Source organism: Nocardia sp. JCM 38205 (genome assembly GCF_058222935.1).
Window position 1 is genome coordinate 1,154,290 of sequence record NZ_JBYHFL010000001.1, and the last position, 14,110, is coordinate 1,168,399.

The 14,110-nt window shown below is 68.1% G+C and carries 12 protein-coding genes and 1 pseudogene; 7 read left to right on the forward strand and 6 right to left on the reverse strand.

Annotation, left to right across the window (positions count from 1 at the left end; all coding sequences use genetic code 11):
• Nucleotides 1–357: pseudogene (locus AC4HOU_RS05375) on the reverse strand (FAD-dependent oxidoreductase); the annotation flags it as partial.
• A 223-nt stretch (nucleotides 358–580) separates the two neighbouring features.
• Nucleotides 581–2,338 (reverse strand): proline--tRNA ligase, encoded by a 1,758-nt coding sequence (locus AC4HOU_RS05380; RefSeq protein ID WP_163811779.1) that lies wholly within the window; start codon nucleotides 2,336–2,338, stop codon nucleotides 581–583.
• A gap of 345 nt (nucleotides 2,339–2,683) precedes the next feature.
• On the opposite strand from AC4HOU_RS05380, the gene ehuB reads away from it, so the two are divergent.
• The 6 genes from ehuB (at nucleotide 2,684) to AC4HOU_RS05410 (ending at nucleotide 7,071) form a co-directional block, all read left to right on the forward strand.
• Complete coding sequence (gene ehuB, locus AC4HOU_RS05385; protein WP_195007023.1) at nucleotides 2,684–3,550, forward strand: ectoine/hydroxyectoine ABC transporter substrate-binding protein EhuB; 867 nt, start codon at nucleotides 2,684–2,686, stop codon at nucleotides 3,548–3,550.
• 16 nt (nucleotides 3,551–3,566) lie between these two features.
• Nucleotides 3,567–4,289 (forward strand): ectoine/hydroxyectoine ABC transporter permease subunit EhuC, encoded by a 723-nt coding sequence (ehuC, locus tag AC4HOU_RS05390; RefSeq protein WP_163811775.1) that lies wholly within the window; start codon nucleotides 3,567–3,569, stop codon nucleotides 4,287–4,289.
• Nucleotides 4,286–4,933, forward strand: a complete 648-nt coding sequence (gene ehuD / locus AC4HOU_RS05395; RefSeq protein ID WP_163811773.1) for an ectoine/hydroxyectoine ABC transporter permease subunit EhuD — start codon at nucleotides 4,286–4,288, stop codon at nucleotides 4,931–4,933. The genes ehuC and ehuD overlap by 4 nt, the downstream gene beginning before the upstream one ends.
• Before the next feature lie 28 nt (nucleotides 4,934–4,961).
• Nucleotides 4,962–5,717 carry an ectoine/hydroxyectoine ABC transporter ATP-binding protein EhuA gene (gene ehuA / locus AC4HOU_RS05400; RefSeq protein WP_163812013.1) on the forward strand — a complete coding sequence of 252 codons (756 nt, stop codon included), beginning with the start codon at nucleotides 4,962–4,964 and terminating at the stop codon, nucleotides 5,715–5,717.
• Nucleotides 5,718–5,863: 146 nt separating this feature from the next.
• Nucleotides 5,864–6,607 carry a peroxide stress protein YaaA gene (yaaA, locus tag AC4HOU_RS05405; protein WP_195019691.1) on the forward strand — a complete coding sequence of 248 codons (744 nt, stop codon included), beginning with the start codon at nucleotides 5,864–5,866 and terminating at the stop codon, nucleotides 6,605–6,607.
• Nucleotides 6,608–6,654: 47 nt separating this feature from the next.
• Nucleotides 6,655–7,071, forward strand: a complete 417-nt coding sequence (locus AC4HOU_RS05410; RefSeq protein ID WP_280212440.1) for a PPOX class F420-dependent oxidoreductase — start codon at nucleotides 6,655–6,657, stop codon at nucleotides 7,069–7,071.
• Nucleotides 7,072–7,094: 23 nt separating this feature from the next.
• On the opposite strand, the gene AC4HOU_RS05415 is transcribed toward AC4HOU_RS05410, so the two are convergent.
• From AC4HOU_RS05415 to AC4HOU_RS05430, 4 genes are all read right to left on the reverse strand, one after another.
• Nucleotides 7,095–8,579 carry an MFS transporter gene (locus AC4HOU_RS05415; RefSeq protein WP_280212441.1) on the reverse strand — a complete coding sequence of 495 codons (1,485 nt, stop codon included), beginning with the start codon at nucleotides 8,577–8,579 and terminating at the stop codon, nucleotides 7,095–7,097.
• 171 nt (nucleotides 8,580–8,750) lie between these two features.
• A complete protein-coding gene (cobA, locus tag AC4HOU_RS05420; protein WP_195019692.1) occupies nucleotides 8,751–10,007 on the reverse strand; it encodes a uroporphyrinogen-III C-methyltransferase in 1,257 nt (418 codons plus the stop codon).
• Between the two features lie 97 nt (nucleotides 10,008–10,104).
• Entirely contained in the window at nucleotides 10,105–11,232 is a 1,128-nt protein-coding gene (locus tag AC4HOU_RS05425) for an Rv3169 family protein (protein WP_490724172.1), read from the reverse strand.
• Nucleotides 11,233–11,240: 8 nt separating this feature from the next.
• Complete coding sequence (locus tag AC4HOU_RS05430) at nucleotides 11,241–12,371, reverse strand: phosphotransferase family protein (RefSeq protein ID WP_195019694.1); 1,131 nt, start codon at nucleotides 12,369–12,371, stop codon at nucleotides 11,241–11,243.
• A 309-nt stretch (nucleotides 12,372–12,680) separates the two neighbouring features.
• Here AC4HOU_RS05430 and AC4HOU_RS05435 point away from each other — a divergent pair, with 309 nt between their 5' ends.
• Nucleotides 12,681–14,045 (forward strand): DoxX family protein, encoded by a 1,365-nt coding sequence (locus tag AC4HOU_RS05435; RefSeq protein ID WP_195019695.1) that lies wholly within the window; start codon nucleotides 12,681–12,683, stop codon nucleotides 14,043–14,045.
• The last annotated feature ends 65 nt before the right edge of the window (nucleotides 14,046–14,110 follow it).

The following is a 14,110-nucleotide window of genomic DNA, read 5'->3' on the forward strand; positions in this document are numbered from 1 at the left end:
GGTGGGGTGTTTTTCCTTGGTGTGTCCCTGCCCTCTTGCGCTGCTTTGGGCGCCGAGCGCGCGCAACCACTCGGAATTGAGCGCGGTTTCCCGCGCCCAGGTGGCGATGACGTCCTCGGCGACCGGGTAGGGCCCGCACAGCGAACGGAGGAAGACCTCCGCGCGTCGCGGGTCGCGATTGATGAACCAGCCGGCCCCGGAGACCCTGGTGTTACCGCCCGCCGTCGCCGGATCCGCCTTCTCCAGCACCACGACCCGCGCGCCGGCCGCGTGCGCGCTCAGCGCCGCGGCGGCGCCGGCCGCCCCGACCCCGAGGACCACCACGTCGAATTCCTCGTCGAACCGCACGGCACCCATAGCGAAATCCTTTCCACAGCCGGTGGTCTCATCCCGGAGTCCACGGGCCATGGTGCTCGGCATCGCGGTTGTCCGCGCCCGGCGCATCCCTCTCAGCGGGAGCCGAGTCTTCGGGTACCGCACCACGGCGCGGCGGGCGGCCGGACCACCCGCCGACCGACGCCAGGAAACGCCTACGCCCCCGGTCCGATTCGGAGCCGGGGGCGTAGAGCGTGCGTCACAGTCAGCCGCGGATCTTGGCGAGCACCGCGTCGACGGCGGAATCGGCGGCGATGTCTTCGGATTCGCCGGTGAACCGGTTGCGCAGTTCGACCTTGCCGTCGGCCCAACCACGGCCGATGACGAGCACCCACGGCATGCCGAGCAGTTCGGCGTCCTTGAACTTGACGCCGGGCGAGGCGGTGCGATCGTCGAAGAGGACATCAAGGCCCTGAGCGTCGAGTCCGGCGACCACGGCTTCGGCGCCTTCGCGGGCGGCGGCGTCCTTGTTGGCGATCACGACGTGGATGTCGAACGGAGCGGCCGACGCCGGCCAGCGCAGGCCCTTGTCGTCGTGCTGCTGTTCGGCGATCACCGCGACCATGCGGGAGACGCCGATGCCGTAGGAGCCCATGACCAGGCGGACCGGCTTGCCGTTCTCGCCGAGCACATCGACCTCGAAGGCGTCGGTGTACTTGTAGCCGAGCTGGAAGATGTGGCCGATCTCGATGCCGCGCGCCGAGACCAGGGTGCCGCGTCCGTCGGGCGAGGGGTCACCGTCGCGCACCTCGGCGGCTTCGATGGTGCCGTCGGGGGTGAAATCGCGACCGGCGACCAGGCCGACGACATGCTTGCCCGGTTCGTCGGCCCCGGTGATCCACGAGGACCCCGTCACCACGCGCGGATCGACGAGATAGCGGATACCGTTGGCCTGCAGCGCCTTCGGGCCGATGTAGCCCTTGACCAGGAAGGGGTTGGCGGCGAAGTCGGCGTCGGTGAGCAGCTCGACCTCGGCCGGTTCCACCGAAGCGCCGAGGCGCTTGTCGTCGACCTCACGATCGCCGGGGATGCCGACGCCGACGATCTCGGTCTTGCCGTCCGGGTGCCGCAGCTTGACCATGACGTTCTTCAGGGTGTCGGCCGCGGTGACCGCCCGTCCATAGCGTTCGGCGAGACCGGCGCCGTTGGCCCAGTCCACCAGGGTCGCGATGGTGGGGGTGCCCGGGGTGTCGTGGACGACGGCCGCGGGCTGTCCCTCGATCGGCAGCGGTTCGGGAGCGGGGGTGACCACGGCCTCCACATTGGCGGCGTATCCGGACTCGGGACAGCGCACGTAGGTGTCCTCACCGACGGGGCTGTCGGCGAGAAACTCCTCGGACGCGCTGCCGCCCATGGCGCCGGAGGTCGCGGCGACGATGACGTACTTGACGCCGAGCCGGCCGAAGATGCGCTGGTAGGCCTCACGGTGGGCGTTGTAGCTCGCCTTCAGGCCGTCTTCGTCGAGGTCGAAGGAGTAGGAGTCCTTCATGACGAACTCGCGCCCACGCAGGATGCCCGCGCGCGGACGTTCCTCATCGCGGTACTTGTCCTGGATCTGGTAGAGCGTGACCGGCAGATCCTTGTAGGAGTTGTATTCCCCCTTGACGGTGAGCGCGAACAGCTCCTCGTGGGTGGGCCCGAGCAGATAGTCCGCGCCCTTGCGGTCTTTCAGCCGGAACAGCGCGTCGCCGTATTCGGTCCACCGGTTCGTGGTCTCGTAGGCATCGCGCGGCAGCAAGGCGGGCAGCGAGATCTCCTGGGCGCCGATGGCGTCCATCTCTTCGCGCACCACCTGCTCCACCTTGCGCAGCACCCGCAGGCCCAGCGGCAGCCACGAATAGATGCCGGGGGCGACGCGGCGCACGTATCCGGCGCGCACCAATAGCTTGTGGCTCGGCACCTCGGCGTCGGCGGGATCGTCTCGCAGGGTGCGCAGGAACAGGCGGGAGAGGCGGGTGATCACGGATGCACAGGGTAGTCGCCGGTCCACGGCCGATGACACCGGATTAGCGGTTCGCGACCGCGGGGCGCGCGCAGAGGGTCCGAAAACGATCATGACGCACGAACAGGAAAGTAAATTACCCATTAATGGAGGCCGCCAAACTTTGGATCACAAAAATATCACTTTCGCCATGTAAAGAATGCGAACCAAATACTGTTGGAGTGCCGAAATACCGGCGCACACAACCACATAAAGGGCCGCTGACCTGCGGGGGTGTCGATAATTCTGGTCGCCCGATCATCTCCGCGAAATGATGGCCAGCCACCCCTGTCGAAAGGTGAGGCAGTGGTCGACACACACCGGAGAATGGTTCGTTGGGCCGCGGGGTTGGCCGCGGCATCGCTATCGGCGGCCATGCTGGCCGGCTGCACCAAGACCGATACCGCCGCCGAGGGCGAACTGCTGCGAACGTTGCAGGACAGCGGCACCATCACCGTCGGGTTCGCCGGCGAGGCCCCGTACTCCTTCGAGCAGGACGGGCAGTTGACCGGCGCGACCGTCGCCCTGCACCGGGAGATCTTCAAGAATCTGGGCATCGACACCGTCGACGGCGTGCAGACCGAGTTCGGTGCGCTCATCCCCGGTTTACAGGCCCAGCGCTTCGACGCGGTGAGCGCAGGCATGTCGATCCTGCCCAAACGCTGTGAGCAGGCCGCGTTCAGCGAACCGGAATTCATGTACACGACCGCGCTGATGGTGAAGTCCGGCAATCCGCTGAACCTGACGGATATGCAGTCGGTCAAGGACAGCGGCGCGCGCATGGCGGCCATGACCGGCGCCATCGAATCCGACTACGCCGCGGCCCTCGGCATCGACGCCATGCTGGTCGGCAGCCCGCAAGACGGCCTGGACGCGGTCACCTCCGGCCGCGCGGATGTGTTCGCGTTGACCGCGATCTCGCTGAACTGGTTGAAGAGCCATTCCCCCGGCGCCGAGGTCGAGGTGACGCCGTCGTTCGTGGCGGTCATCGACGGCAAACCGCAGATCGGGGCGGGCGGCACCGTCTTCCGCACCGGCGACAAGGACCTGCTGGACGCCTATAACGCCGAGTTGAAGAAGATCACCTCCGACAAAGAGCGCTACCTGGCCATCGTCGGTCCGTTCGGGTTCACCGAGCGGGAGCTGCCGGATCCGGGTCTGACCACTGAACAGCTGTGCAAGGGCGAAGTCTGATCGAGCGGTTCGCGCCATGAGCGATATGGACGCGTTGCGCGAGGCGCTTCCCGGGATCTGGGACGGCATTCTCGTCACGTTGCAACTCACGCTCGGCGGGGCCGCGCTGGCCTTCGTGATCGCCTTGCTGCTCGGGACCGTGGTGCGGGTGCGCAATCTCGCGCTGCGCGGAACCTCGCGGGTGTTGATCGAGTTCTTCCGCGGCACCTCACTGCTGGTGCAGATCTTCTGGCTGTTCTACGTGCTGCCGCTGTTCGGCTATCAGCTCGAGCCGGTGTTCTGCGGAATCCTGGCGCTCGGCCTCAATTACGGCGCCTACGGGGCCGAGGTGGTGCGCGGTGCGTTGAACGCGGTACCGCGCACGCAGTGGGAGGCGGCGGTCGCGCTGAATTTCAGCCCGTGGCAGCGGTTGCGCAAGGTGTTGTTCCCGCAGGCCTGGGCGCTGATGGTGCCGCCGCTGACGAACCTGCTGATCCACCTGCTCAAAGGCACCGCGGTGGCCTCCTACATCACGTTGCAGGACTTGACCTTCGAGATCGGGAAGCTGCGCCAATCCACCGGTGACACCCTGTTCGCCTTCGGTGTCGGTCTGCTGATCTATTTCGCGCTGGCCTATGTGCTGACGGTGCTGATGAACCTGGTGGAAACCCGCGCCAAGGCGAAGCTCGGCCGTGGGCCGACGCTCAGGGAGATGCTTCGGCTCGCCCCGGACGAGCCGGTCGAGGCGGTGGCGCGATGACCGTCGAATGGAGTTGGGAGCGCGCCAGGGAATCGCTGCCGGTGCTGTGGGACGGTTTCCAGATCACCTTGCTGGCCACCGTCGTCGGTTTCGCGATCGCGGCGGTGATCGGGCTGGCCATCGCGATCGTGCGCCGGTCGTTCCCGCGCTGGATCGCGGCCCCGGTGCATGCGGTGGCCGAGTTCGTCCGGCTCACGCCGCTGGTGGTGCAGTTGCTGTTCGCCTACAACCTGCTGCCGCAGTTCTCCGCATTGCAGATCGGCATCACCGTGCTCGGCATCCACTATTCGAGCTATCTGGCCGAGGTGTACCGGGCCGGGATCGAGTCGGTGCCGACCGGGCAGTGGGAGGCCGCGCGTGCGTTGTCGCTGCCGCCGTACCGCACCTGGCGGGCGGTGGTCTTGCCGCAGGCCATCCGCGCCAGCGTTCCCGCCCTCGGCACCAACGCGGTGTCGATGTTCAAGGACACGCCGTTCCTGTTCGCCATCTCGGTGGTCGAACTCGTCACCGCCGCCCAGCAGTTCGGGGCCCGCAACTTCCAATATCTGGAGCCGCTGACCCTGGCCGGCGTGTTCTTCCTCATCGCGAGCTACCCGACGTCTGTACTGATCAGAAGACTGGAGAAGCGTCTTGCCTACTACTGACGACACGGTCGGCCGCGACCAGGACGCGATGATCCGCTTCGACAAGGTGGGCAAGCGGTTCGGCAAGCTGGTGGTGCTCGACGACCTCGATTTCACCGTCGGCCGCGGCGAGAAGGTCACCCTGATCGGCCCCTCCGGATCGGGTAAGACCACGATCCTGCGGCTGCTGATGACGCTGGAGCAGGTCAGCGACGGCGTCATCTGGGTGGACGGACAACCACTCACGCACGAGCAGCGCGGTGCGAAGCTGGTGCCCGCCAAGGAGAAACACCTGCGTACGGTGCGCAAGAAGATCGGCATGGTGTTCCAGCAGTTCAACCTGTTCCCGAATATGACGGTGCTGGAGAACATCACCGAGGCGCCGGTGCATGTGCTCGGGCGGTCCAAGGGCCAGGCCCGCGCGCGGGCGACGGAGCTGCTGGAGATGATCGGGCTCGCCGAGAAGGCGCACGCCCATCCCGCGCAGCTGTCCGGCGGTCAGCAGCAGCGCGTCGCGATCGCGCGCTGCCTGGCGATGGACCCGAAGGTGATGCTGCTCGACGAGGTGACCTCGGCGCTGGATCCGGAACTGGTGGGCGATGTGCTCGACCTGCTGCGCGATATCGCCGAGAGCACCGATATCACCATGCTCATCGTCACCCATGAGATGCGCTTCGCCCGCGATGTATCCGATCGGGTGATGATGTTCGACGGCGGCCGCGTGGTGGAGCAGGGCCCGCCGCGGCAGCTGTTCGAGGACCCGCACAACGAGCGGACCCGGGCCTTCCTACGCGCGGTGCGCTGACGACGGCCGCCCATCACGCCGCCGGCTCACACCATCCCCGCGGCACCGCTGGGCTGCGGCCAACGGTCTCTCGGCGCCGAAGTACCCGGGACCGCGTCCCGGGGTGCTGCCGGCCGGCCGGCCGGCGCCGATTACCGTTGTCGCTCGTGCTGGTGCTGCTACCTCCTTCCGAAACCAAGTCCGACGGCGGAACCGGCGCGCCGCTGGAGCTCGGCGAGCTGGCGATGCCGCAGCTGACCGCGGTGCGGGAGAAATTGCTGGCGGAGCTGGTACGGCTGGCCGGCGATCCGGAGGCCTCGCGCGCCGCGCTCGGCCTCGGCAAGGGCGCGGAGACGGAGATCGCCCGCAACGCGGCGTTGCGCACCTCCCCCACCCGGCCCGCGCTCGAGCGCTACACCGGTGTGCTCTACGACGCGCTCGATGCCCGTTCGTTCACCAAGGTGCAGCGGGCCAAGGCCTACGCCCGTCTCGGGATCGGTTCGGCACTGTTCGGCGCGGTGCGGGCCGGCGATCCGATCCCGGCGTATCGGCTCTCCGGCGGGTCGAAACTGCCCGGCCTGCCCACCTTGTCGGCGGTGTGGCGCGAACAGCTGCCCGATGCCCTGCGCGCCGAGGCCGGCGACGAACTGGTGATCGACCTGCGTTCGGGCACCTATCAGCAGCTCGGCCGCGTCCCCGGCGCCATCACCGCGAACGTGCTCACCGAGCATCCCGATGGTTCCCGCACCGTCGTCTCGCATTTCAACAAGCATCACAAGGGCCTGCTCGCCCGCGCGCTGGTGCTCACCCGCGCCGAGCCGGCCGATATCCGCGCCGTCGCCCGGATCGCCACCAAGGCCGGGCTGCGAACCGAGATCGCCTCCCCCACCGAACTTCTCATCATCACCTGAGATCCGCGGCTGGAATGCGCCGGGAGACCCGGGTGTTGGCGAGTGTTGTGAGCACTACTACAGCCGTACTGTCCGATGACCTGAAGAAGTATCTGGACGAAGAGCGCGTCTACGCCACAGTCGCCACCGTCGGCAAGGACGGGCATCCGCATCTGACCGTCGTCTGGCTCGAGCGCGACGGCGAGGATCTGATCTTCTCCACCACCGTCGGCCGGGTGCAGGGCCGCAATGTCATGCGCGATCCGCGGGTCACGGTGATGATCAACCCGCCCGACCGGCCCTTCGTCTACGCCGAGATCAAGGGCTCGGCCACCGTGACGCCCGACCCGGAGCGAGCGCTGCCGGACAAGCTGGCGCTGAAGTACACCGGCAAGACCTACCGGGAGTTCAATCCGGCCTCGGTGCACGACGCCGAGCGGATCATCGTGCGGGTCACACCGGACAAGGTCGTCGGCCGACTCTGAACCCGCTGCCGAGTCCGCCGGGTTCAGGCCTGCTGGGCCTCTTCCTGAGCGTGCTGGGCCTGCGCCACTTCCTGCGGGGTGTAGCGCAGGGTCAGCGCGAGCAGCCCGACCAGCAGCGCACCGATGGCCGCGACGAACAGCACCAACGTGTAGCCGCTGCCGAGCGCGACGAGTTCGGCCGCCGTCATATCCGCGGGCTTGCCGGTACGGCCGCCTTCGGACAGCGTGCGTGAGGCCGCCAGCGGTGTCAGCAGGCCGATCGCGATCGGGGTGCCGAGGCTCAGGAACATCTGGCCGATCGCCGACAGCGGGCCGATCTCGTCCTGCGGCACACCGACGAGCACGCACAGCGGGATGAGGACGATGGCCAGGCCCATACCGAAACCGATCACCAGGAACAGCCCTAGCAGGGTCGGCACATAGCTGACGTCACCGTCGAGCGTCGATCCGAAACCCAGCCCGGCCACCAGGACCAGGGCCGCACCGCTGAGCAGCCACCGCGGCGCGACCAGCATCGCCAGCTTCGACGACAGCGCGCCGCCGATACCGATGCCGACGGTGAACGGGATGAACGACAACCCGGCCACCAGCGGGCTGTAGCCGACCACGTTCTGCACGAACAGCCCGGCGAAGTAGGTGGTGGCGCCGAGCACGCCGCTGGCGAGCAGGATGATGACGAAGGTGGCGTTGCGGTCGCGGTGATCGAACAGCGACCACGGCAGCAGCGGGTTGGCCACCGCGCGTTCGGCGAGCACGAACACCACCAGCAGCACCACACCGCCGATCAGCGAACCGATGACGTAGGGGCTGTCCCAGCCGAACTCCGGCCCTTCGGTCGCGCCGAACACGATCAGCGCGCAGGCCAGGGTGCCGAGGATCGCGCCGCGCACGTCGAGGGTGAGCCGGTGATGCGTGGTGTCGCGCAGGGCGATCACGGCGCCGAGGATGATGAGCGCGCCGATGGGCACATTGATCAGGAAAATCCAGCGCCAGCTCACCTCGGTGAGCGCGCCACCGATCACCAGTCCGCCGACCGAGCCGAGCGCCGCCATCGACCCGAAGATCGCGAAGGCCTGATTGCGCACCGGTCCCGGTGCGAATGTGCTGGCCACCAAGGCGAACGCGGTGGGGGCCGCGAGTGCGGCGCCGGTGCCCTGGAAAGCGCGGGCCGCGATCAGCATGCCTTCGTTCTGGGCCAGTCCACACAGCAGTGATGCCAGCGTGAACAGTGAGACACCGAGCAGGAACATCCGCCGCCGCCCGAAGGAATCGCCGATCCGGCCGCCGAGCAGCATCAGGCCGGCGAAGGGCAGGCCGTAGGCGGTCACCATCCAGGCGCTGCCGGAGCTGGACAGCCCCATTTCTTCCTGCAATCGCGGCAGCGCCAGGATCACCACGGTGCCGTCGAGCACCACCATGAGCTGGAGTCCGCTCAGGACGAGGATCGCGAGCCCGAAGGCCCGCCGCGTCACGGGGTACTGCGTCGTAGCAGCGGCTTTGTCGAGCACAGGGAGTCACTGTAATCGACGGTCACAAGCACACCGTTCGGTACGTCGGGCCGGGGTCGTTCGAGCAGCGCGACCGGAGGGGCGACCGGGCCGCGCCCCACCGCGCTACCGAAGGGCGGCGGTACGTTGCTGTCGCGTGCGGGCTGTCACTTGTCGCTCGCCCGCTACGTCTCAGCCGCCCGGCGCGACGTCTGCCGAGAAGCCCGCCGTGGGGCCGATCACGACGATGGCGGGCGGGCGGATGCCTTCGGCGCGCACTCGCTCGGCGATCGTCGCCAGCTCGGCGCGCAGCACCCGCTGGGTCCGCAGCGTGCCCTCTTGGATGACGGTGGCCGGGGTATCGGCGGGCCGCCCGCCGGCGAGCAGCACATCGGCGAACTGCTCGATCCGCTCGACGGCCATCATCAGCACCAGGGTGCCACGCAGCCGCGCCAGCGCGGGCCAGTCCACCAGCGAGTCCGGGTGATCCGGCGCCACATGCCCGCTGACCACCACGAACTCATGGGTCACCCCGCGATGGGTGACCGGAATGCCCGCGGCCGAGGGCACCGCGATCGGGCTGGTGATGCCGGGGACCACGGTGACCGGCACACCGGCGGCCACACACGCCTCGACCTCCTCGAAACCGCGGCCGAACACATACGGGTCGCCGCCCTTGAGCCGCACCACGAACTTGCCCGCCTTGGCGCCTTCCACCAGCGTGGTGTTGATCGCCTCCTGCGCCATGGCGCGTCCGTACGGGATCTTCGCGGCATCGACGACCTCGACCTCCGGGCCGAGTTCGGCCAGCAGTTCCGGCGGTGCGAGCCGGTCGGCGACGACGAGATCGGCGCGCGCGAGCAGCCTGCGGCCACGCACGGTGATCAGGTCCGGGTCGCCGGGTCCACCGCCGACCAGCGCGACGCCCGGCGCGACCGGGGTCGAATCATCGGTCACCACACCCGATTGCAGCGCTTCCAGCAGCGCGTTGCGCACCGCCGCCGAACGCTTGTGCCTGCCCCCGGCCAGCACGCCGAGGGTGAGGCCGTCGAAGCGGGCGGTGGCCGGGGTGACGGCGGTGCCGAGCCGGGCGTTGTCGGCGCGCACACAGAAGATGCGGCGGCGTTCGGCCTCCGCGACCACGGCGGCATTGGTTTCGGGTTCGTCGGTGCAGGCGATCGCGTACCAGGCGCCGTCGAGATCGCCATCGGTGTAGGCGCGCAGCGTGAGCGTCAGCTGACCGGAGGTGGCCATGCCTTCGACCGCCGGGGTGGCCTCACGGCTGATGACGTGCACGTCCGCGCCCGAGGCGATGAGCAGCCCGAGCCTGCGCTGGGCGACGGAACCGCCGCCGACGACGACCACCCTTCGCCCGTTCAGATCGAGCCCGACCAGGTAGTTCGGGTCGCCCGCTGGCTGGTCCTCGGTATCGGCTGACGTGTTCGGCACAAGTGTCGAGATTACGGGGCGTGTCCGGCACCGGCCGCAGGCACCCGGGACAGGCTCAGATCCCGGTCGTGATCGACCTGGTCCCGCCCCAGCGCCGCTAGGGCGCCACCGACAGGAAGTCGGCGAACCCGGTGGGGTCGTGCCGTCCGATGCTCGCGTGCTCGAACAACCCCCAGCCTTCGGCCTCACCGCAACGGGCATGCGCGACATGGTCGATGACGCCGTACGGGATGCGCCCGGCGACGGCCGGATCGGTGAGGTCGTAGCGGTCGCTCGAGGTCCAGTCGCGGCCCTTCCACTGGCCGTGCTGCCAATCGGGATCGCCGCCGTAGCCGCAGCCCACGTGCAGCGGGATATCGGTCACCGTCCGGATTTCCACGTCGAGCGGTTTGCCGTCCGGTGTGGTCAGTTCGATGCGCGCGCCGGTGGGCAACCTGGTGCCGGAGCGGTAGTCGATCGAGATGCGCGGCCAGCCGAGTTGCTCGGTCCGCCCGTCCGGCCAGACCCGGGTGGCGTCGTTGAGGGTGCGCCTGCCGTCGGGTTCCTCCTGCACGATGACGACGATCGCGAACTCGTCGAACCGCAACGGCATGTACAGCCACCAGAACCCGCCCGAGGGTTCCGCGGCCGCGCGCCCGGGCGGCTCGGTTTCGCCGACCGGCCGGATGCCCCAGGACCGGTCCCTGGTGCCGGTCCAGACCTCGGGATCGACGGTGATCTCCCGGCCGTCGACTTGCAGGGTGCCCGACCAGCTTCCGACCTGGGCGAACCGCGAGGCCTCGATGATCGGGCGGTTGCCGTTGAGGATCAGATGCGGCTGCTCCTGCACCGTGGGGAACGCGCCGGTCCAGGTCAGGTCGGCGGCGAGCTCATCGTGTTCGCACACCAGCCGCAGCCGCTGCAGTGGTTCGAGCACCTCGATCCGGTAGTCACCGACCCGCATATCCAGGCTCCGGTCGCCGAGCGCGTCGGAAAACCGCACCGTGCGCACGGTATCGCCCTCGCGCAGAGCCAGATAGGCGTCGGTGACCCCCAGGTTCGGATAGACGCCGAACCCGGTCACCAGCATGGTGCCGCCCGCACGATTGTGCGCGTTGAAATAGCTGCGGTCGTAGAAGTTGCGGTCGCTGCTGGCCACCCGTGCCAGCGACAGCGGCGTCTGGTGGATCGGGAATTCGTCCAGCGGTGCCGGTGCGGATCCGGGAAGACGGGAGGAATCAGACATAGTGTGGCTCAATCCCATTCGTAGGTTCCGTCGAGCAGGGCCTGCAAGCTCGCCCGGTGCATCACATAGTCGTCGCGGTCATCGGTGTCGGTGTCCTCGCCGAAGTGGATCATCCGGCGCTTGATCCTTGCCATCACGATGGCGTGCCGTAGTGCCGTGTAGACCAGATAGAAGTCGAGATCACGCACGGTATGGCCGCTGGCCGCTTCGTATTTCGCCACCACCTCGCTGCGGCGCAGGAAGTTCGGCAGGCCGGGCTGGTCGAACCGAACGGCGAGGTCCTGGAAGAACCGGTGCAGGAAGATGATCCAGGCCACGTCGAGTTCCCGCGGGCCGATGGCCGCCATCTCCCAATCGAGCACCGCCGCCGGTTCGAAACCGCGGTAGATGATATTGCCGGGACGGGCATCACCCCAGGTCAGCACGTCGGGGCCGGGGTCGGCGGGCCAGTGGGCCGCCAGCCAATCGAAGCCGCGCTCGATGATCGGGATCCGGTAGCCGTCGTCGGCGAGGGCCCAGCGATACCAGGCGCGCTGGGCGTCGACGTGGCGGCGCAGCGCATCGCCGGGCCCGGCCAGCATCGGGAACCGCCGCACCGGGTCGGGGATGGCGTGCACCTTCGCGATGATCTCGACCGTGGCGTCGGTCAACCGCTCCCGCTCCTCGTCGGTGGCGTCGAAGAGCCAGCCCACGAAGACATAGGGCGGGTTGTCGGTGGGCACCCGGCCCTCCACCCGGTCCATCACGAAGAACGGCGTACCGAGCACACCGGGATCGTTTTCCAGCCAGCGCGTCCTCGGCACCGGGATATCGGTCGCCTCGGCGACACCGGCCATCACCTGGTATTGCGTTGCCAGATCATAGGTTTCGAACACCGGGAAGGCATCGTCCTCCGGCGCCATCCGCGCCACGAACGACCCGCCGCCGCGCTGCCCGCCCGCGAGCCATTCGGCGTCGAACAACACCGTCGAACTCGACATACCGCCCGCCTCCGGCCGGGACAGGCCGGTGATCGAGGGCGGTTCGTCGGCGCCGACGCGTTCGCCCAGCCAGCGGGACAGGTCGGCGGTGAACGAATCCAGATCGCGATCACTGGTGGTCAGCCGACGTCGTTCGGTGGGTGCGGGATCGTCGGCCATCATCGTCCTCCTGATGCCGTACAGCGGTGCGGCTCGGGCGAGGGCGTTGCTGCCGAGCCCGGCGCGGACCGCGGTGACTGCCGGGTCGTGGTGACTGTAACGCGTTTCAGTTTGGCTGTTCGGGAAAGCCGGAAATCGGTCCGTGACACCTCTCCGGGAGCGCCGCATCGGCCGCAAGGATGATGCCGGATACGTCCTACGAATGATGCGAAAATAGGGGTTCCACTCCGGGTTTATCCGGTGGTGGGCGGCGCCGCCGGTGGATACGTTCGGCCCAGGCAATCGGATCGGCGCAGTGAGGGGCTGATAGTGGTCGGGGTCGAGGTTCTCCAACAGCAAGACGATGACGCTCCCGTCGAGGTGGCCGAGCCACGCCGGTGGCATCCGCTCACGCGCATCGCGTTCCGGTTCTGTTTCGTCTATTTCGGCCTGTTCTGTCTGCTGTTCGCCCAGATCACCTTCGCGTTCACCGGCATCGCCGGGCAATGGCTGCCCGAGCGGGCGGTCATGTGGCAGATGGAGCTGCTCTCGCCGGCCTACGAGTGGGTCGGGCGGACGGTTTTCGGGGTCGATGCCGTGTTGCACGAGGATTCGGGCAGCGGCGATCAGACCGTCATCTGGGTGATGATCTTCTGTGTCCTTGTCGTCGCCCTGGCGGCAACGCTGATCTGGTCGGTGCTCGACCGGCGCCGCACCGCCTACCCGCGGCTGAGCGCCTGGTTCTTCACCGTCATCCGGCTGTGCCTGGCCGGTCAGATGCTGTTCTACGGCATCGCCAAGGCCATCCCGACGCAGATGCCGTCACCACCACTGAACGCACTGCTGCAGCCGTACGGCGAGTTCAGCATCACCTCGGTGCTCTGGTTGCAGGTGGGTTCCTCGCCCGCCTACCAGGTGCTGCTCGGCATCGCCGAGATGCTCGCGGGCCTGCTGCTGTTCTGGCCTCGCACCGCGACCGTCGGCGCGATGCTGAGCGTGGTGAGCATGGCGCAGGTGTTCGTGCTGAACATGACCTTCGACGTGCCGGTCAAGATCCTGTCGTTCCATCTGCTGCTGCTGTCGCTACTGCTGCTGGCGCCGCAGGCGCAACGGCTGGCGAATGTGCTGGTACTGGAACGCCCGTCGGACCCGGCGACGCAGCCGCGATTGTTCGACAGCGCCAAGGCCAATCGGATCGCCGCCCTGGTCCAGGTGCTGATCGGGGTGTGGATGCTGATCGGCGTGGTGGACACCGGCTGGCGCGCGTGGGACGAGTTCGGTGGCGGCCGCGAGAAATCGCCGCTGTACGGCATCTGGACAGTCAGCGAGTTCACCGCCTCAGGGCAGCCGGTTCCTCCCGTGCTGACCGATGAGAACCGCTGGCAGCGCGCTGTTTTCGATGATCCGGGCGCGATGTTCATCCAGGGGATGGACGGTGCGCTGACGCCGTCCGCGGTCGCCATCGACACCGATGCCCGCACCCTCACCCTGACCGCCCCACCGCAATCACCCGATGCCACGCCGGTTCCGATCGCCTCCTTCACCTTCGAACGGCCCGAGCCCGAGCGATTGCGCCTCACCGGCGAGTTGAACGGAACACCCACAACCATCGTGCTCGACCAGATGGACCTCGACTCATTCCCCTTGCGCAGCGGCGGCTTCCGCTGGGTCCAGGATTACCCGGACTTCCGCTGACGCCCCCGAAACCGGTGCAGACAGCACTGGGGGCACAGGTTTTCCCAGCCGCGGCGCACCCCTGA

Excerpts from the sequence above, each read along its gene's own strand:
- ehuB (WP_195007023.1), top strand. The coding sequence starts at position 2,684 with ATGGTTCGTTGGGCCGCGGGGTTGGCCGCGGCATCGCTATCGGCGGCC.
- ehuC (WP_163811775.1), top strand. The coding sequence starts at position 3,567 with ATGAGCGATATGGACGCGTTGCGCGAGGCGCTTCCCGGGATCTGGGAC.
- ehuD (WP_163811773.1), top strand. The coding sequence starts at position 4,286 with ATGACCGTCGAATGGAGTTGGGAGCGCGCCAGGGAATCGCTGCCGGTG.
- ehuA (WP_163812013.1), top strand. The coding sequence starts at position 4,962 with ATGATCCGCTTCGACAAGGTGGGCAAGCGGTTCGGCAAGCTGGTGGTG.
- AC4HOU_RS05425 (WP_490724172.1), bottom strand. The coding sequence starts at position 11,232 with ATGTCTGATTCCTCCCGTCTTCCCGGATCCGCACCGGCACCGCTGGAC.
- AC4HOU_RS05430 (WP_195019694.1), bottom strand. The coding sequence starts at position 12,371 with ATGGCCGACGATCCCGCACCCACCGAACGACGTCGGCTGACCACCAGT.